The sequence below is a fragment of the Helicobacter monodelphidis genome (assembly GCF_003288845.1).
Classification (GTDB): domain Bacteria; phylum Campylobacterota; class Campylobacteria; order Campylobacterales; family Helicobacteraceae; genus NHYN01.
In genome coordinates, this window is sequence record NZ_NHYN01000001.1 from 72,370 (window position 1) to 90,577 (window position 18,208).

19 protein-coding genes are annotated in these 18,208 nt (G+C 35.9%); 16 read left to right on the forward strand and 3 right to left on the reverse strand.

Annotated elements, in window-relative coordinates:
- The first annotated feature begins 50 nt into the window (after positions 1–50).
- The 12 genes from panD (at position 51) to CCZ01_RS00405 (ending at position 9,855) form a co-directional block, all read left to right on the forward strand.
- Positions 51–422, forward strand: coding sequence for an aspartate 1-decarboxylase (gene panD / locus CCZ01_RS00355; protein ID WP_112051246.1), 372 nt, complete (start codon positions 51–53; stop codon positions 420–422).
- Between the two features lie 29 nt (positions 423–451).
- Positions 452–760, forward strand: a complete 309-nt coding sequence (locus CCZ01_RS00360) for a YbaB/EbfC family nucleoid-associated protein (protein ID WP_112051247.1) — start codon at positions 452–454, stop codon at positions 758–760.
- A gap of 3 nt (positions 761–763) precedes the next feature.
- The gene (locus tag CCZ01_RS00365) at positions 764–1,816 is read left to right on the forward strand and encodes a DUF7488 domain-containing protein (RefSeq protein WP_112051248.1); all 1,053 of its coding nucleotides are present in this window, start codon (positions 764–766) and stop codon (positions 1,814–1,816) included.
- The gene (locus tag CCZ01_RS00370; RefSeq protein WP_458692850.1) at positions 1,812–2,696 is read left to right on the forward strand and encodes a polyprenyl synthetase family protein; all 885 of its coding nucleotides are present in this window, start codon (positions 1,812–1,814) and stop codon (positions 2,694–2,696) included. Before CCZ01_RS00365 ends, CCZ01_RS00370 begins: the two co-directional genes overlap by 5 nt.
- Positions 2,697–2,715: 19 nt before the next feature.
- Complete coding sequence (gene surE / locus CCZ01_RS00375) at positions 2,716–3,492, forward strand: 5'/3'-nucleotidase SurE (protein ID WP_112051250.1); 777 nt, start codon at positions 2,716–2,718, stop codon at positions 3,490–3,492.
- Positions 3,483–4,136: a ThiF family adenylyltransferase gene (locus tag CCZ01_RS00380; protein WP_112051251.1), complete on the forward strand. Its 654-nt coding sequence runs from the start codon at positions 3,483–3,485 to the stop codon at positions 4,134–4,136. The genes surE and CCZ01_RS00380 overlap by 10 nt, the downstream gene beginning before the upstream one ends.
- Before the next feature lie 14 nt (positions 4,137–4,150).
- A complete protein-coding gene (locus tag CCZ01_RS00385) occupies positions 4,151–4,792 on the forward strand; it encodes a hypothetical protein (RefSeq protein ID WP_112051252.1) in 642 nt (213 codons plus the stop codon).
- Positions 4,793–4,818: 26 nt separating this feature from the next.
- Positions 4,819–6,147: a tetratricopeptide repeat protein gene (locus tag CCZ01_RS00390; RefSeq protein ID WP_112051253.1), complete on the forward strand. Its 1,329-nt coding sequence runs from the start codon at positions 4,819–4,821 to the stop codon at positions 6,145–6,147.
- A 166-nt stretch (positions 6,148–6,313) separates the two neighbouring features.
- On the forward strand, positions 6,314–7,189 hold the full coding sequence (locus tag CCZ01_RS00395; RefSeq protein ID WP_112051254.1) for a cysteine ABC transporter substrate-binding protein: 876 nt from the start codon (positions 6,314–6,316) through the stop codon (positions 7,187–7,189).
- Between the two features lie 123 nt (positions 7,190–7,312).
- Positions 7,313–7,468, forward strand: a complete 156-nt coding sequence (locus CCZ01_RS10260) for a hypothetical protein (RefSeq protein ID WP_181566251.1) — start codon at positions 7,313–7,315, stop codon at positions 7,466–7,468.
- A 185-nt stretch (positions 7,469–7,653) separates the two neighbouring features.
- Positions 7,654–8,664, forward strand: a complete 1,011-nt coding sequence (locus CCZ01_RS00400) for an RsiV family protein (RefSeq protein WP_112051255.1) — start codon at positions 7,654–7,656, stop codon at positions 8,662–8,664.
- Between the two features lie 156 nt (positions 8,665–8,820).
- Complete coding sequence (locus CCZ01_RS00405) at positions 8,821–9,855, forward strand: glycosyltransferase family 2 protein (protein ID WP_112051256.1); 1,035 nt, start codon at positions 8,821–8,823, stop codon at positions 9,853–9,855.
- Positions 9,856–9,913: 58 nt separating this feature from the next.
- Here CCZ01_RS00405 and acnB read toward each other — a convergent pair whose 3' ends face one another.
- Positions 9,914–12,463, reverse strand: coding sequence for a bifunctional aconitate hydratase 2/2-methylisocitrate dehydratase (acnB, locus tag CCZ01_RS00410; RefSeq protein ID WP_112051257.1), 2,550 nt, complete (start codon positions 12,461–12,463; stop codon positions 9,914–9,916).
- A 307-nt stretch (positions 12,464–12,770) separates the two neighbouring features.
- Here acnB and cysK point away from each other — a divergent pair, with 307 nt between their 5' ends.
- Positions 12,771–13,697, forward strand: a complete 927-nt coding sequence (gene cysK / locus CCZ01_RS00415; protein WP_112051258.1) for a cysteine synthase A — start codon at positions 12,771–12,773, stop codon at positions 13,695–13,697.
- Between the two features lie 48 nt (positions 13,698–13,745).
- Here the strand turns inward: cysK and CCZ01_RS00420 are convergent, their stop codons facing one another.
- Complete coding sequence (locus CCZ01_RS00420; RefSeq protein WP_112051259.1) at positions 13,746–14,042, reverse strand: YciI family protein; 297 nt, start codon at positions 14,040–14,042, stop codon at positions 13,746–13,748.
- Positions 14,043–14,201: 159 nt separating this feature from the next.
- On the opposite strand from CCZ01_RS00420, the gene CCZ01_RS00425 reads away from it, so the two are divergent.
- The 3 genes from CCZ01_RS00425 to CCZ01_RS00435 all read left to right on the forward strand — a co-directional run bounded on the left by CCZ01_RS00425 (position 14,202) and on the right by CCZ01_RS00435 (position 17,294).
- Positions 14,202–14,645: a DUF3015 family protein gene (locus CCZ01_RS00425; RefSeq protein WP_112051260.1), complete on the forward strand. Its 444-nt coding sequence runs from the start codon at positions 14,202–14,204 to the stop codon at positions 14,643–14,645.
- Positions 14,646–14,724: 79 nt separating this feature from the next.
- Positions 14,725–16,614, forward strand: a complete 1,890-nt coding sequence (locus CCZ01_RS00430) for an Lnb N-terminal periplasmic domain-containing protein (RefSeq protein WP_181566252.1) — start codon at positions 14,725–14,727, stop codon at positions 16,612–16,614.
- Positions 16,615–16,694: 80 nt separating this feature from the next.
- On the forward strand, positions 16,695–17,294 hold the full coding sequence (locus tag CCZ01_RS00435; protein ID WP_112051262.1) for a hypothetical protein: 600 nt from the start codon (positions 16,695–16,697) through the stop codon (positions 17,292–17,294).
- A 3-nt stretch (positions 17,295–17,297) separates the two neighbouring features.
- Here the strand turns inward: CCZ01_RS00435 and CCZ01_RS00440 are convergent, their stop codons facing one another.
- Positions 17,298–18,164, reverse strand: a complete 867-nt coding sequence (locus tag CCZ01_RS00440) for a menaquinone biosynthesis family protein (protein WP_112051263.1) — start codon at positions 18,162–18,164, stop codon at positions 17,298–17,300.
- Positions 18,165–18,208: the final 44 nt, after the last annotated feature.

Here is an 18,208-nt window from a genome sequence, read left to right on the forward strand (position 1 = left end):
GTATATTTTGTGCTATGTAAATTACAGTTTATCTTGTCAAAGGAGTGGACTTGAGATTAGAAATGCTTTATAGTAAGATTCATCGTGCAGTTGTGAGTGATGCAAATTTGAATTATCAGGGTTCGATTACTCTTGATGAAGAATTGATAAAGGCAGCAAAGCTTTTAGAAGGGCAGAAAGTTGATGTTGTCAATCTTTGTAATGGTGAGCGATTTACAACTTATGTGATTACAGGTAAACCAGGAAGTGGAGAAGTTTGTTTGAATGGTGCGGCAGCAAGGAAAGTTGCTATTGGTGATAAGGTTATTATTATTGCGTATGCTTCTTTTGAGTATGAGGAAGCGGTGTTGTTTTGTCCCCAAATTGTTTTTGTTGACGATAATAATCATATTGTATGTATTCGAAATGAAAAGAAAATTTAAGATAAGCCCTGCAAATAAGGAGGAAAAATATGTTTGATATGGGACAGCTTTCATCGATGATGAATGAATTACAAAACAAAAGTAAAGAGATAGAGGAACAAAGCCAGAGTCGCCTGTTCACTGCAAAAGGTGGGGGTGGCTTGGTGAGTGTTAGTGCGAATGGTAAGGGTGAGATTGTTGATATTGTGCTTGATGATTCTTTACTTGAAGACAAAGAATCTTTACAGATTTTACTCATTAGTACAGTCAATGATGTCTTAAGAAGTGTTGAAGCTGACCGCCATTCAACAACGATGGGGTTATTAGATGATTTGGTTGCAACTAGCTTTAAGGGGTAAAATATGATAAAAAAGTTTATAGTCACCATTCTTGTTTGTGGGTTTTTAGGAAATTTTTTGTGGGCAGCTGATTTTTCGCGATGTGCTGAACGTATTTCTCTTTCTATGGAGAAAGTGGGAAACAGCTATGCAGTAGCCATTAATCAAAATGAATTGCTCTATTTTGGTAAAAAAGCACCTAATGGCTTTCATATCATTAAAAGCGATCCATTTGTGGGATTATATTTGTTAGAAGCCAAAAAGAAAATGGTCCCTTTGGAAATGAAAGATTTAAACGAAGAATCAATGAAGGGTATTTTAGGTGTGGGGACAACGACTAACTATGAAACAGGCAAGGTAACAGGGCGTATGAATGGTTTTTTAGATTATGCACAATTTAGTGCCCCGACTCCACAAAATAGTGTGATTACCTCTATTTGCTATCAATTTTATGGTTTAGGGACAGGTGATGGTTTTATTGAATCTTCTTATCTTAAACGATTTTTAGATGGTGATCAATTTGTGTATGGTGCAATTGGTGCGTTATTTGTTGAGAAAGATGAGCAAATTATTGTTGATTATGTTGAACCCTTTATTGAAGGCATTAAGCTTGAAGCTGGTGATATTATTATAGAATTCAATAAAAAACCCGTAACAAGTTTTAATGAATTTTTGCAAAGTATTTATGAGTTGACACCTAACACTGAAGTGCCCATTAAAATTTCTCGTAATGGCAATTTAGAAGATATCAGTACAGCAGTTTTTCAGCGTACTGATGGAATGCTCCTCCCTCATCACTATCTTTCAGCTTTAGGTGTTCGATTTACTCCAGATTGGGTAGTTACAGCTATTGAAGATACGCCAGAGGGTGCAGGATTTGAGAATCTTCAAGTGGGTGACCAAATTTTGCGTTTAAATAACCAGGAAATGCCTGCAGATTTTGTGGAAGGTGCAAAGATTATTTCTGTCGCAAGTAAAGGACCTATGAGATTTTTAATTGATAGGAATGGTTTTCAGTTTTTTGTAACTACAAACAAAAAAAAGGATGACCAATGGGGAGGGTTATTGCGTGATTAAACTTGATACTCTTTTGTTGGAGTTTGAAGATTTTTTGCAAAACCATCAATTAAATGCTTCCTCTTACCATCCTCATTATGAGGTTGCTTTATGGCAGATGGTGAAGAATGGCGGGAAGCGGTTCCGCCCTCGTCTATTTTTGGGGGTGCTTCTTGCATTGAACCCAAGTTTACTAGAGCAACAGGAGCAACGATTGGATATGTTTTATCCGGCATTAGCGATTGAAGTTTTGCATACTTATTCACTTATTCATGATGATTTACCTGCAATGGATAATGCATCGCTAAGACGTTGTAATCCTACTTTGCATGTATGTTATGACGATGCGTTAGCGATTTTAGCGGGTGATGGGCTGAACACTTATGCATTTTACTTACTTTCTCAATCTCCCTTGCCAGATTCTGTTAAGATTGCTTTAATTGCGGAACTTTCTTATAATGGCGGAGTGCATGGAATGGTGCTTGGGCAGGCTCTGGATTGCCATTTTGAGAGTCAACCTTTAACTCTTGCTGAATTGCAATTTCTGCATCAAAAGAAAACTGGTGCTTTGATTGCTGCATCTCTAAAAATGGGTGCGATTGTTGCATGTGAGAATGCTAATTTTTGTGAAAATCTTTATCAAATTGGCTTAAAGCTTGGTTTGTTTTTTCAAATTCATGACGATATGATTGACGCTTTGCAAACATCGGAAGAGGCGGGTAAGACAACGCATAATGATGTGAGTAAAAATAGTTATGTTAATTTGTTAGGTTTAGAGGAAAGTCAGAATCATTTAGAGCAGATAAAACAACAGATTTTAGATATGTTGCAGGAGTTTTCACAGCAAAAATATGCCCCGTTAAAAACATTTTTTGATGATATTTTCTTGACATATTTTTAGCATTGATAAGGAGTTTATTGTGAAAAGGATATTGATTACAAATGATGATGGTTTTGAATCACCGGCATTACTAGCATTAAAAGAGGCATTAACTCCTCTTGGAGAGATATTGATTGTCGCACCATCGAGTGAGAAGTCGGCGTGTGGGCATTCTTTAACATTAAAATCGCCCCTACATTTTATTAAGGTTGATGATGATTTTTATAAATTGCATGATGGCACCCCTACTGATTGTGTATATTTGGCACTGCATGCATTGTATGAATGCTCAAAGAAGCCTGATGTTGTGGTGAGCGGTATTAATCTTGGTTCAAATATGGGTGAGGATACGACTTACTCAGGGACGGTTGGCGGAGCAATGGAGGGTTGCATTGCTGGTATTCCATCTATCGCTCTTTCGCAAATGCTTCAAGATAAGAATGGGTATTATCATGGTGATTTTGCTTTGGCAAAAAAGGTTGCCTATGAGTTGGTAGAAAGAATTTTAACGAAAGGTTTTCCCTTAGATGGACGCCATTTACTGAATGTGAATATCCCTGATTGTTCTATTGCTGAATTTAAGGGATATAAGGTTTGTGAGCTAGGGTACCGCTTGTATGGAAATGATGCTCATTTACATAGGAACCCACGCGGTGAAGAGTATTATTGGTTGGGTTTGCATCCTTTAGAATGGGAAGAGAGAGAAGGAAATAATTCAGATTTTAAGGCATTATTCAGTCAGTATGCTGCCATTACTCCCTTAAAGCTTAATTTAACAAGTTATGGCCATATGGAAAGGGTGGAGCGGTGGCTATAGAAGATCGTTTTTCGCGTACACGTATTTTAATGGGTGATGAAGGTTTTTTACGTTTACAAAAATCTTCGGTATTGATTTTAGGCGTTGGCGGAGTAGGAAGTTTTGCATTAGATTGTCTGTATCGTAGTGGGATAGGACGTATCACTATTGTTGATTGTGATTATTATGATGTAACAAATCAAAATCGTCAAATTGGAAGTGAAGCAGTTGGGGAATCTAAAGTGGAGGTTCTTTCGCATATTTATAAAGGGGTAATACCGATTCATCAAAGTGTTGACAAGGAATTTTTAGGATCTCTTTGCCTTGATGATTATTCTATTATCTTAGACTGTATTGATGATATTGATGCAAAGGTAGAGGTTGCAAACTGGGGTTATCGTCGCTTGTTTAGCTCTATGGGTAGTGCAAAGCGTCTAAATCCTCTTGCTATTCGTGTGGATTCTGTATGGAAATGCTATGGCGATCGTTTTGCACGTAAGTTTAGGGAAAAATTAAAAAAAACAGGCTTCAAAGGAGATTTTAAGGTTGTTTTTAGTTCGGAGTTACCCCATTGCAAGAATTTAGGGAGCTTTGAAGGAGTGACCGGGTCGTTTGGCTTTCAACTTGCAAGCGAAACAATTCGTCGTATTTTAAAAAAACCGTAATTAAGGAATATTGAATGAGAAATATTTTATTTATTTTTTTATGCTTGTGGGGCACGGCTTTTGCAAAAGAGGTTGAAAAAAGTTGGGTTGTGCAAAAGTGGCTTACAAATTGCAATAATCGTGTTGAGAGTGGGTTAAATTTTGCTTTTGGTCCTTATATTTTTGAACGCGAGAGGGTAACAAAGGAAGAAATTATCAAGAATTGCAAAAATACCTTGAGTGATATTTTAGATTATTATCAGGCAAAGTCTGAAATTGGATACTCTTTACGCTTTTTTCTTGATGGCGTGGAGGTAAGGCAAGAAGTTAGGGATAAAATTCATGAGGAGATTCAAGCACGTATTGGTAAGTTTTTTGCAAATGAGAAGGGCACAAAGGTTGCAAAAGATATGACGGAAAAAGGGGCAATTGATATTGGTTTTTTTGTGTATCTTTCTAAATTCAATGTTGCACCAGATGTTGATATTTATTATGGACGTATAGAAGGAAATTTTTATTTTAATAATCTTTACAATATTGAATATCCTGTTGGGATTGCTTATGATAGTCGTGTGAATTTAGCAGAGGGGATTGGTAAGGATATTGAGATTATTATCCAGGATTATAGTACTGCTTTTAAACAGGTTTTGGCAAAAGACTTTTTTAGAAAATATTAATGGGGGAGGAAAGATGAGTAAACAATATGGCAATACCATTTCGGGGGGGGGGCAATCTAAGCACTCAATTCTTAGATACTCAACAACTCGTCTTAATCACTAAAGAAGCACATAAATATTTATGTGCAGGAAAATACAAAGAAGCTTTGCAACTTTTTACCCACTTGACAGAAATTGCACCAGATTATGTTGATGGATTAGTGGGGCTTGCAGGCACTTTTTTTGCAATGAATCGCCATAAGGAAGGTTTTCGTTGGATTGAAAAAGCAATTAAATATTCTCCAAATGCTAGCCACATTCTCTACATGTATGTAATGATGGCATTAAAAGTTGGAGAATTTAAAAAGGCAAAGGAGATTTTTGAGGAGCATTATGAACAAAAAAAACCAAGTAGTATCAGAGAAATTGAATTATATATTGATTATTTGCTTGCTTTTGAGCAGACGAAACATGTTAAAGAACTTGCACATGCATTAACATTGATAAAAAAAACTCCTGCAATTTATAATTGTGCGGGAATAGCAATGTATAATATTGGAGAGTTAGAAGTTGCTGTTAAGAATTTTAGGGAGGGATTAAAGCTATTATTGCATTCTCCATTTGAGGTAAAAGAGGTAACAGAGGGATATTTTGAACAAGAATGGTTGAGGGTTAGCCTATTAGAGGTTAAACGCATCTTTACCGCAATAAAAGTTCCATTTTGTCTTGCTCAAGGCACTTTACTTGGAATCTATAGGGATGGCAAAATGCTTCCAGGTGATTCTGATATTGATATTATGCTTCCTTGGAATGTTAATCGTAGTGTTTTGATGGAAGTATTAAAGGATATGGGTTGTACTTTTAATGTATCAGAACAACACATTCAGAGTTTAAGGGCACAATGGTGCTTGTCTGTTCGTGTTCCACCCTTTGAAATGTGCGTTGAGATGAGTTTTATTAAGCCAGACAATAATCGTTTATTGACAGGATTTGCTAGGAGTAATAAAGTTATTGCCGTTGCTTTTCCTAAGTTCAAGTTTGGAAAGATTGAATATTTGGGTGAAGAGTTTATGATTCCTGAGGATACACCAACTCACCTCGAAGCTATTTATGGCAAGGCTTGGAATCAACGCATTAGAAATCGCAATTATTTTATCGTAGGTGAGAATTTAGATGACCCATATCATCTAAAAGTGCCTTATGCATTAAACCAGATTTTAGGTAGGATTATGAAGGGTGATTATAAAAAGGCTCATGGTTATGCTTTGCAGCTTTTTAGTGTTTATGATGATCCTTTATTGCTTGAGGTGTGCCATTTTTTAGAAAAAAATGTTTCAGGTGTAGAATGGTATCCTCCTATCCCATTAAGAAGATGATGGATTGGCTGTTGAGAATCTATTTTATAGGATATTTTTTAGCAATAAAATAAATTTAATTCTTGACTTATCCTTATTTTTAATGTAGAATCACACTTCTATAGTGTTTTGTGGAACATTATAACAATCATTAATGGTTCATTAGGAATCACATAAAGGTTTGAGAATGAAAAAAATCATAATGGCTTTAGGTATCTTTGTTGCGTTTTTTGTTTCAGCTTGCTCTGATTCTACTTCTAAGCAGGAATCTAAGAATGTAGAGACGAATACAACCGCAGTAGCTCCACAAGGTGCATTGGATATACTAAAACAAAAGGGTGTAATTCGTATCGGTGTTTTTGGTGATAAACCACCTTTTGGTTATGTTGATGAGAGGGGTGCAAACCAAGGTTATGATATTTATTTTGCAAAACGTATTGCAAAAGAATTGTTTGGAGATGAGAATAAAGTAGAATTTGTGTTGGTGGAGGCAGCAAATCGTATCGAATTTTTAAAATCTGACAAAGTTGACTTGATTCTTGCAAATTTCACAAAGACAAAAGAGAGAGAGGAACAGGTGCTTTTTACGCTTCCTTATATGAAGGTTGCTTTGGGTGTTGTTGTTCCTGTGGACTCTGTAGTTACGAGCATAGAGGATTTAAAGGGTAAGACACTTATTCTCAATAAAGGCACAACAGCCGATATCTTCTTTACTCTCAATCATGCAGATATCCAATCTTTAAAATTTGACCAGAATACAGAAACTTTTGCGGCAATGCTTGATAAAAGAGGGGACGCTTTGAGTCATGATAATACTCTACTCTTTGCATGGGTGAAAGATAAGCCGGAATTTAAGGTAGCGATTAAGGAGTTAGGCGACAAAGATGTGATTGCAGGAGCGGTTAAAAAAGATAATACTGAGTTGAAGCAATTTGTTGATGATTTAATTGTTAAACTTGCCGATGAAAATTTCTTTCATAAAAATTATGAAGAAACATTAAAGAGCCACTTTACTGATGATGTTCAGGCTGATGATATTGTAATTGAGGGTGGAAAAATCTAAAACTGTTCTATTTTTTGCTGAAATTTTTAGAGAGTTGCATTGTTAATGAAAAAGTGCTACAATGGAAATCGCTAAAGTTTTAGCAAAAGCCTAAGGAAAGGCTTATTAATTGACTAGGAGGTCATGATGGCAGGACATGTTTTTAAGTCTACTTTTAAGACTGTTAAGACTCAAGAACGACAAGGTCCAAAGGAAATCGCTCAAGGCTTAGGTGCAGCGTTTGCACTTTGTTTATTTTCTGTGCTTTTTTGTACCGTTATTCTTATGCGTTTTCCATAGGAGATGGGCTAAGGAGATGGAGGCAATCCCTTAACCTGCTTCATATTCGTAACATTAGTAACTACAGTTTTCTTTATTATTTTTTAATATATTCATAAATTTAGTGAGATGTTTTTGTCAATAATTGATTATAAATTCAAAGATATGTTATAATTCCAACCATAAATTAAAGTTGAGGGTTTTTTATGAAAAAAATATTTATTTTTCTGATGATGGTAATAGTATCTCTTTGTGCGGCTGATTCTGAATCTGTTGATAATAAAAAAGTGGTAGATTCAGAATGGGATAGTAATATTTTTTCAACTTATGAAATTGAGGGTGTGAATGAGGCGAAAATTTATCTTGCAACAACGCAAGATGGTGGTTTTTTATTTGGTGGCTTTGAATCTCCTATTGAGGGTAGGAGTCGTTGTAATCCTGTCAACAAGGAAATTAAAAATCTCGCACGTAAGGATTTGCCTAAGGAGGTACATATTCTATGCGGAGATTTTTTGAATGGTAATTTTAAAGAGGGGCGATTTGAAAGTATTATATTGAAAAATGGTAAAATTGTTGTGCCCACATTGCATACACAATTCACTACAAAGCAAATTAATATGCGTTATGATTTGAGTAAAAAAATAGGTATGAGTTATACGGCGATTTGCTCCCCAAACCAAGAGATACAAGAAGTTTTGAATCGTTTTTATAATATGAGTTTTAGTTGTGAGAATATGCGAGAACGTTTTATTCCTATCTTAAAGCAAGGGTTAAATACAAATACGTCTACTCAAGAAGAGGAATACCATCAGATAACCATAAGCAATAGTATTTCTTATTTTGACGGGAAAACATTGGTGGTGCAAGAGGGTAGCAATGTTTACAATGGTGGTGCACATGGTAAGTCTGCGGAAAATGCTACTATATTTGATTATCAAGGTAATCGTATTGATATTGAATCTCTAATGGATAAAGAATCTCCAGTTTTAAAAGAAAAGTTATGGAATATTTATTTGCAAAAGTATAAGCCTTTTATTCAGGCTACAGAATTTAATATTTCAACAACCTTAACTTTGGAATATGATGGTATCGGCTTTATTTACCAACCTTATGAGATTCAACCTTATAGCAGTGGGATACCACATCTTGTGTTGCCTTTTAAAGATGCGAAGCTTTTTTTTAAAGGAACGGTAGCTGTTCAATACCTTTTTGAATGATTATTGTATAGACTTATATTATTTCTAATATTCTAGTTGTTGGAAATTGATGTTATTCTATGTGTAATAAATCTTAAATAATATTATTTAATAACCTCAAATGAAAGATAATGTATAATATACCCCTAAATAATTGAGAGTAAATGGAGGTAGAGTATGGAAAATGTGCCTGATATTTCTATTGTTATTCCTGCATACAATGCAGAAAGATTCATTGCCAACACCTTAGAGTCTTGTCTGCAACAGAGTCTCCAGAATATTGAAATAATTGTTGTTGATGATTGTGGTGTAGATAAGACAAGAGAGATTGTACAGCAATATGCTCGTTCTGATTCACGTATTAGGATTCTTAACAATTCACAAAATTTAGGAACTTTAGCTACAAGAATCAAGGGTATTCAAGTTGCCTTAGCAGAAGGGGTAGTTTTTTTAGATGCTGATGATAAATTAGAAAAAAATGCTTGTGAGCGATTTTTAGAGGAAGCTAGACGCACTGGAGTGGATATTGTTTATGGCAACAGGATTACTTATGAACCTAATGGGCAAAAAATAACTAAAACTTTTGCACATTTACCGCATGGAAGTATTCTTGAGGGAGAGCAGATTTTTTATGAAGTTTTTAATCCCAAAACTTGGGCAGGTATACGTTGGACACAGCAGACAAAATGGTTTAAAACTTCTATATTGCTTCAAGCAATAAATTTTATGGAAGAGGCTTTGGGTAAAATTCCTCACGGGTTAAGTGTTTTTGAAGATGCATTTTTTACTGCCTGTATTCTTCCTTTTGCTAGGAAGGCATTAAATATTGAGGATATTTTGTATTTTTATACTTATAATATAGAATCATCTTCTAAGAATAAATCTAATGAACAAGTTAAGAAAGGGTTTCAAAATTTTTTTCTTATTATTACATATTTAGAGCAAATTGCTACGCAACCTCTTATTACTAATAATCTTATTTTAAATGTCTATTATCAACAATTTTTAAGGAAAGTGAAGTATGAATTTTATTCTGATCAGAGGCATTTAGAGGAGATTATTTATTTATTGAAGCCATCTTCCAGATTCATCTCTTTATTACCTCCTTATTTGCAGGCGATGGCGTATTGTTTTCCTTACAGTAGCAAGAAGCTCCGCATTTTGTTGCGTATCTTTTTTTATGTTGTGAGTTTTGGTAGAATTCAAAAATAAATTCTAAGCTATGGTGGGCTTGGGGAATTTCCCAAGCCCAAATATTGATTCAGAGGTGTTAGTTTAATTCAAAATTTTCAACCAAGTTGAAATTTAAGTAGCGATAAATATGCTCACTTTTACCCTCAATTTTCTTAGGAATGAGTGATAAATACTCCTCTTTTGTTGGAATTTTGCCTAACATTGCACATAATGCGGCAAGTTCTGCACTACCCAAATAAACTTGTGCACCTTTACCCATACGATTATCAAAGTTTCTTGTGGAAGTTGAGAATACAATAGCATTGTCTCTAACTCTTGCTTGATTTCCCATACAAAGGCTACAACCAGGAATTTCAATTCTTGCACCAGCTGCGCCAAAGAGTGCATAATAACCCTCATCTGTCAGCATTTTTGCATCCATTTTTGTAGGGGGTGCTACCCAAAGTGTTGTTGGTACCATACCTTCACCGCGTAAAACTTCACCTAACGCACGATAATGTCCGATATTTGTCATACAGCTTCCAATAAAGACTTCATCAATTTTGTGTGGTCGTTTATTATCTTTAAGAATTTCACTTAAAGTTGCTACATCATCTGGATCATTCGGGCAAGCTAAGATGGGTTCTGTGATTTCATTTAGGTCAATTTCGATAACTGCTGCGTATTCTGCGTTATCGTCAGCTTTTAATAAAATCGGATTGTTAATCCATTCTTGCATTCTTTGTGCACGTCTTGCAAGTGTTTTTGCATCTTCGTAACCCGCTTTAATCATCGCTTCAATCAGGCTAATATTAGATTTTAAATATTCAATAATGGGTTCTTTATTGAGAGCAACTGTGCAAGCAGCGGCACTTCTTTCAGCACTTGCATCGCTTAATTCGAAAGCTTGTTCTACTTTTAAGTCGGGCAATCCCTCAATTTCTAGGATTCTGCCATTGAATATATTTTTCTTTCCTTTTTTCTCAACAGTGAGCAGACCTTTTTTGATAGCATAGTAAGGAATAGCGTTCACTAAATCTCTTAATGTGATACCCGGTTGCATTTTTCCACTGAATCGCACTAAAACAGATTCTGGCATATCAAGAGGCATAGAACCTGTTACCCCTGCGAATGCAACCAAACCACTCCCTGCAGGGAAGCTAATACCAATAGGGAAGCGAGTGTGTGAATCTCCACCAGTTCCAACAGTGTCTGGTAGAACCATACGATTGAGCCAAGAGTGAATTACACCATCACCTGGACGCAAAGAGACACCACCGCGAGAGCTAATAAACTGTGGAAGTGTTGCATGGTTTTTAACATCAGCAGGTTTAGGATAAGCGGCTGTATGGCAGAAACTTTGCAAAACAAAGTCAGCCCCAAAACCTAAAGATGCTAACTCCTTAATCTCATCCCTTGTCATCGGACCTGTCGTATCTTGACTTCCTACCGTTGTTGCAATCGGTTCACAATATGTTCCAGGTGCGACACCAGCAACGCCACAAGCTTTTCCAACCATCTTTTGCGCAAGACTATAGCCTTTGGGTTGCTTATCCGGATTCTTGGGCTTTGCAAAAATGTTGTCTTCTTTTCTGTTTAATGCTTCTTGCGCTTTTGTGCTTAAGCCACGTCCGATGATGAGGTTAATTCTTCCTCCGGCTTGAATCTCATCTGCAAGAGTATTTGGAGATAATTCAAATTGGCTCACGACTTCACCATTTTTTGTAATTTTACCTTCATAAGGAAAAACTTCAATTACATCGCCTTCTTGCAATTTGCTCACATCAGCACGAATAGGCAGACAACCACTATCCTCACAAGTGTTGAAGAAAATTGGTGCAATGGTACTTCCGATAACAACTCCACCACTTTTTTTATTAGGAATGTAAGGAATATCCTCGCCCATATGCCACACAAGGGAGTTACATGCAGATTTTCTGGAGCTTCCTGTTCCAACAACATCGCCGACATAAACGAGTGGATAACCTTTCTTTTTTAATTCCGCAATTCTATTTAGTGCATTTTCTGTACGTGCTTTTAGCATTGCCTGTGCGTGAAGTGGGATATCACTTCTTGTAAAAGCATCAGCTGCAGGAGAAAGGTCATCAGTATTAGTTTCTCCGTCAATTTTAAAAACGGTAACCTTGAAGCTTTTGGGTAGTGCAGGACGATTTTTAAACCATTCTGCATTTGCCCAGCTTTCTAAAACTTCCTTAGCAAATTTATTATTTTTTGATAACTCTACAATATCATTGAATGCATCATAGACGAGCAAGGTTTTTTTCAATGCGTTTGCGGCTTCCTGTGCTAGTTCTGTATCCAGCTTAAGTGCGGCAATAAGTGGGGCAATGTTATATCCGCCAAGCATTGTTCCAAGTAGAAAAATAGCCTCTTTTTTAGTGAATGCAGCACAAGTCTTTTTTCCTTGTGCAATATCGTTTAAGAATTCAGCTTTCACTTTTGCAGCTTCATCAACACCCGGTGAAACACGATTTGATAATAAATCTTTTAGCTCTTGTGTGCGACTATCGCCCTGTAGCAATAACTGAATTACCTCTGCTGTTTGTGTAGCATCAAGGGGAAGTGCTGGAACATTATCTTTTGCACGCTCATTGACATGTTGAGTGTAAGAATCAAAAAAACTCATTGAAAACTCCTTTTTAGAATGTTTTAAAGATAGGGTAAAAAACCCTCTCTTTTTGTAAATATAATTGTAGCATTCTTTTTGTTGAATTCCCAAATTTTTATCATTTTAAATATTTTAACTAATGTATGAGTATTTAATATTTAAAGTTTCCTAATAATAAGTGTTTACAGAAGTATATTTATTGAATAATGATTGCTTTTTGTTGCTTGACAATATTTTTGATATGTTGTAAAATCTACACACTTAAATTGAGAGAAATTATTATTTCTTTAAAATTTGGAGTTTTTATGTAGATGAAGGAGAAAAAATGAAAGTAGCAAATAGCTTTCAAGATTTGATCGGAAATACGCCGTTAGTAAAGTTGAATTTTGCCTCAAAAGAAAGTGGTGCAAGTATTTTTGGGAAGTGTGAATTTATGAATCCGACAAGCTCTGTCAAGGATAGAATTGCTTTAGGAATGATTCGTGATGGGCTTGAGAGTGGAAAAATTAACCAAGAAACGATTTTGATTGAACCCACAAGTGGTAATACAGGAGTTGGTTTGGCTGCCTTGTGTGCTTCAATGGGAATCAAATTGGTTTTAACAATGCCTAGTTCAATGAGTTTAGAGAGACGAAAGCTCCTTTTAGCATTGGGTGCAAAACTTGAATTGACATCGCCAGAAAAGGGGATGAAGGGTGCAGTGCAAAGAGCGCAAGAGCTAGCAGAAAGCACTCCTAACGCTTTTATACTTCAACAATTTGAAAATCCCGCTAATCCTAAGATTCACCGTGAGACAACAGCTTTAGAGATTTGGGAAGATTTGAATGGACAGATTGATATTTTTGCTGCTGGAGTGGGAACGGGTGGAACTTTAATGGGGTGTGGTGAAGTGTTTAAGCAAAAAAATCCACAAGTTAAAATTATTGCTATTGAACCTTTTGATTCTCCTGTGCTTTCGGGTGGAAACCCTGCTCCTCATAAGATTCAGGGAATTGGTGCTGGTTTTGTGCCGGGCGTTGTTGTTAAAAGTATGTTTTCAGAAATTGTTAAAGTTCGTTCTGAAGATGCATTTGCCACATCAAGACGTTTAGCAAAGGAAGAGGGCTTACTCGTCGGAATTTCTTCTGGTGCTAATGTTTGGGCAGCAATAGAAATTGGTAAGAAGTTTAAGAATAGAAATATTGTAACAGTTCTTTGTGATACAGGAGAACGTTATTTAAGCACAGACCTTTACAATATTCCTCATTCCTAAAAATAAAACCTTCACTTAGGTAAAGGTAGCCCCTAGCATTTAAGGTTCTTAGTTAACAAAGCCTTGAATGCATGTATTGTGTAAGATGGGTGTAAACTCGATAAATTCATAGGTTGCGACATTGTTTTGCACAAAAGGATCAGCCTCGCTGAATGCGATTGCCGCTTGTTTATCTTTGAATTGACCAATAATAACACCCCCAGTGCGTGGAATTTGAGAACCAGAAGCAAGCAGGAATCCTGCTTCGTAACCCTTTTTCAAATATAGTCTATGTTCACTTAGAATCTTGTCAATTACCTCAATGGGTGCGGTATAAGTAACGCGTAACACAAATAAGCTTTTCATTTATTTTCCTTAGTTATAGAATACAAAAAAATCTTTAACACCATATTCTACCATATTTTTGGTGAAAATTAAACAAAAAGCTTAAGTAAAATTTTATGGTATTTTTCCTAAAATGGCATCTCGATTTTCGTTATTAATCTAACTAGATAGGAGAAATTTATGAAAAAATGGATTGCTGGTTTAGCATTTTTTGGTTGTTTGAGTGGTGCCGTGTTCGCAGGTGCAAATTCAAATACAGGTTGTGGCCTTGGGAGCATTGTGATTTCAAATCCAAATTCTGCTGTACTTTATGCGTTACAAATGACAACAAATGTAACTTTTGGAATCCAAAGTTTTGGTATTACTTCAGGAACTTCTAATTGTCAAAAATCAAAATTTGTAATGAATGAGAGAGTGCAAGAGTTTGTTGCGGCAAATATGAATAGCCTTCATAAGGAGATTGCGGCAGGGCGTGGGGAGAGTTTGGATACTTTAACTGAGCTTCTTGCAGTCGCTGATGCTGAAGAATTCAAATCTAGCCTTCAGGCAAATTATATCGCTATCTATACGCATAGTGGTATTGAAATGAATGGTGTTTTAGATAATATCAGCACACTTAACTAAGTTTTAGCTTCTATAGGGCGGGGGATGGTAGCTTAGGCTACTTCTGTTCTCTGCACAAATGCTCTCTAAAGAACAACCTTTGCGTTATTTGATTATCCTTGTTTTTTTCTCTATTGTTTATGCTGAAACTTCTTTGCAACAGGCGATTACAAGTGCCCTTGATGAGAAGCTTTATGAAAAGCCACATTGGCGGACACTTTTGCATTATGTTGGCAATGAAAGTCAAATTGACGATTCAGAATTTTTTTTGAGCACTGAAGGTAAGAATAATCCAAAAGAGGAGATGATTGCAACCTTAAAAGCTTTTTATATTCCACCTAAGCGAGGTGTCCTTAAGCCCGAATACAATCTGATTCGTAAGCCTTCCACACACCCTTATGATACCCATGCAATTTGTCGTTATCCAGCTAGATTGCGTTTTTTGAATTCTTGGCTTTCTTTGCAGAATTTACCAGAAATTGAGTGTTATGAATTCAATGCAATGTTTCAATATGTGAATCCGACTAGCATTAGTATTGTTTTTCCTGCAGCACACATTAATTCCCCTGCCTCTATGTTTGGACATACTTTTTTACTTTTTGATTCAGAATTTGAGAGTCGACTTTTAACGCATGCAATTAATTATGCAGCAGATGCTGATGCTGATACGGAGAATGGGATTTTATTTGCCTTTAAGGGATTATTTGGAATGTATAATGGAAAATATTCTATTCTACCTTATTATGATGCCTTAAAAGAGTATCGAGATACAGAAAGTCGTGATATTTGGGAATTTAAGCTGAATTTTTCGCGCTTAGAAACAAAAAAAATTTTTGAACATTTATGGGAAGTGCGAACAACCTTTAGTGATTATTATTTTTTTGATGAAAATTGTTCTTATAATATCTTATGGTTGCTTGAGAGCGGTAGAGAGGAATTAAGGTTGAGAGATGAATTTTTCTATCAAGTGAATCCTCCAGAAACTCTATTTGCCTTTCAGAAGAATAATCTTATTTTAGAAGAGATTTATCGTCCCAGTAAGCGATTAGTGATTAAGGAATATGAAAAACAATTTAATACGAAAGAATTATCGTCAATGCGTGAAATTGCATTGGGAAAAAAGACAATCGAATCTATACCTCCATTAAATCAAGATTCCTTGAAACTCTTTTTAGAAGGTGGTATGGAATTGAGTGAATACTATCATATTGCAAGTAAAATATCTAAGGAAGAATACATAGATATTGTTCATTCTTTAGGAAAAGAAAGGGCAAAGTTAGGCAAAGGCGAACATTTAAAACCTCGCACAAAACTTTCTCCCTTGTATGGACATCGTGCGATTCGTGTTGCACCAACATTTTTTGCACAGAAAGAATCAGGAAAACTAAATTTGCGTGGAGGGATTGAGGCTAGATTGGCTTACCATGATAGTAGTGATTTTCAGAAAGGGTTTTTGGAAGGGACAGAGATTGAATTCTTGCGGCTAGCGTTGAGTTATGGTGGATTACAAAAAGAAGCACGATTGGAGGATTTGCGTTTTTTAAATATCAGTTCCATTGCCCCGATTAGTGCTTTATTTCAGCCTTTTTCCTATCGTGTACGTTTAGGTGCGGATAGAAGTTTTTTGCATTCAACTCTCTCACCTTATATGGGGGTTGGTTTTGGTTATGCATATGAACCTATAGATTCATTGTTGTTGTATGCGATGGTTGAGCCTTATATTTTTTATGACCAATATCAGAAGGGATTAGTATCATTGCATGGCACTTTGGGGACATTAATTGGTGGAGAAAGCTTATTGCGATTTGTGGGAGAATATCAATATCGTCTTTACCCTTATGGCGTGATGGGACAGACTTTAGAGAGTCAAATTAATCTCGCTTTTACGCCTAATTTAAGTTTACTGGTCGGTTATTCCCATTTATTTTTTAATGATTCTTTATATCCTCAAAGAGGTGCAGCAAAGGTTGGAATTAGGTTTTATTTTTAAGTGATTGATATAAGAAAATATTTGGAACACTATTTGCTGAAGTACTTCAAAACATAGATTCAAATCTTAAGGAGGCAGTGATGTCTATCAATTTTACACCTTTATATAACAAGAATCCTATTGTGGTAGTTAATCCGCTACAATCAGGAGCGGATAAAGTTTTAAATCAGCAAACAGAACAGGTGAATTCCGGTCATAATTTTGTTGATTATCTTTATGAGGCACTTCAAGGAAAAGATAAAGCACAGCAACCAGTGAATGTGAATGACGCAAAGGCAATGCAAATTGGGCAGATATTTGGTGCTTTAACGCAAGAATTGGATACTTTGCGTGCAAACAGAATGCGTGAAAATGGGGCGACTCAAGAAATTATTGCAATGGCACAAGAACAAAGAATGCAAGATGCAAAGGCATCTCCAGAAGCAAGAAATTATGATTCATTTTTTTCAACTCTCAATGATGCATTACTTGCATTAAGTGGGGGGCAACAGACAGCTTTGACGAAAGGTTTGGAGAATGTGAGTGGGAATTTTTCTCATGTCAAGCCAAAGGGTGAGCATGCACTGAATTCTTTATTTGCAGATTCAGCTGATATTAAAAAAGCATTAAAAAGCTATAATGCGAGTATGCCAAAAAATGGCACACAACAAGAATCTTTAATTCAGACTTTCGAGGCTTAATTTTTAGGAATTTCTTAACTCTTGATACTCTATGGGCAAGAGATAATCTTTTGTGAGAATGCGTTGGGGGTAAAATTTGTGTGTAAATCCGAGTTCAAAGAGTTTGTCTAAGGCTTTGATTTGAGATGAATCAAGTGTGATGGAATGGGCATTTGCATACAGGGATAGGTAGGTGTTAAGTTGGTTTTGTTCTACACGTAACAAGTTTCGTTCGTAGAGCATTTTTTTTAGTAAAGATGGGTTTTTATGTGCAACCTCTACACCTTTTGTAAGAAGCTGTTCGAGTAGAATGGCGTTATTGAGAGGAATGGAGCGACGAATAGCCATTCCACCAAGCGGTAGAGGCAAGTCTTCTTTGATATATTCTTTCCAAATTTCCCAAATTTCGCGTTCTACAACTAAGGAAGAATCAAATTCCAGTATCGATTCATGAATGAGTACTCCTGCATCGACTTCACCTTCTAAAACAGCTTGTTCAATCTCTAAGAAATTTTTGTAATAAATTCTTGAATCAGGATAAGCAATTTTGAACAGTAAGGCGTTTGTTGTATTTTCTCCACTCAAAGCAACCTTGAAATTTTTTTTTAATATTGTTTTTTTCTTTTTGATAAGTTTTGGTCCATAACCCTCACCAAAGCTGACGCCTGTTCTAAGTAAGCTATACTCTTGGCTAATTTTTGGATAGAGTCCAAAGGAGATAGCTGAAATATCAAATTCTGAATTTAAAGCTTTTTGATTCAATGTCTCAATATCTAAGGCATAGTTACAAAAGCGAAAAGAGGGGTGGTTAATCCAGCCAAAGGCAAGAGAATAATACATAAAGACATCATCAGCATCTGGTGAATGTGCGACACTTATTTGTTTTTCCATAAAATCTCCTTAAAAAAATTTTCAAATCATAGCGTGAATTTAAC

What these genes read in the sequence shown, in the direction of transcription:
- CCZ01_RS00440 (WP_112051263.1), bottom strand. Translation starts at nt 18,164, where the DNA reads ATGGAAAAACAAATAAGTGTCGCACATTCACCAGATGCTGATGATGTC.
- CCZ01_RS00425 (WP_112051260.1), top strand. Translation starts at nt 14,202, where the DNA reads ATGAAAAAATGGATTGCTGGTTTAGCATTTTTTGGTTGTTTGAGTGGT.
- CCZ01_RS10260 (WP_181566251.1), top strand. Translation starts at nt 7,313, where the DNA reads ATGATGGCAGGACATGTTTTTAAGTCTACTTTTAAGACTGTTAAGACT.
- CCZ01_RS00385 (WP_112051252.1), top strand. Translation starts at nt 4,151, where the DNA reads ATGAGAAATATTTTATTTATTTTTTTATGCTTGTGGGGCACGGCTTTT.
- CCZ01_RS00365 (WP_112051248.1), top strand. Translation starts at nt 764, where the DNA reads ATGATAAAAAAGTTTATAGTCACCATTCTTGTTTGTGGGTTTTTAGGA.
- cysK (WP_112051258.1), top strand. Translation starts at nt 12,771, where the DNA reads ATGAAAGTAGCAAATAGCTTTCAAGATTTGATCGGAAATACGCCGTTA.
- CCZ01_RS00360 (WP_112051247.1), top strand. Translation starts at nt 452, where the DNA reads ATGTTTGATATGGGACAGCTTTCATCGATGATGAATGAATTACAAAAC.
- CCZ01_RS00395 (WP_112051254.1), top strand. Translation starts at nt 6,314, where the DNA reads ATGAAAAAAATCATAATGGCTTTAGGTATCTTTGTTGCGTTTTTTGTT.
- CCZ01_RS00400 (WP_112051255.1), top strand. Translation starts at nt 7,654, where the DNA reads ATGAAAAAAATATTTATTTTTCTGATGATGGTAATAGTATCTCTTTGT.
- CCZ01_RS00435 (WP_112051262.1), top strand. Translation starts at nt 16,695, where the DNA reads ATGTCTATCAATTTTACACCTTTATATAACAAGAATCCTATTGTGGTA.
- CCZ01_RS00405 (WP_112051256.1), top strand. Translation starts at nt 8,821, where the DNA reads ATGGAAAATGTGCCTGATATTTCTATTGTTATTCCTGCATACAATGCA.
- CCZ01_RS00420 (WP_112051259.1), bottom strand. Translation starts at nt 14,042, where the DNA reads ATGAAAAGCTTATTTGTGTTACGCGTTACTTATACCGCACCCATTGAG.
- CCZ01_RS00390 (WP_112051253.1), top strand. Translation starts at nt 4,819, where the DNA reads ATGGCAATACCATTTCGGGGGGGGGGCAATCTAAGCACTCAATTCTTA.
- acnB (WP_112051257.1), bottom strand. Translation starts at nt 12,463, where the DNA reads ATGAGTTTTTTTGATTCTTACACTCAACATGTCAATGAGCGTGCAAAA.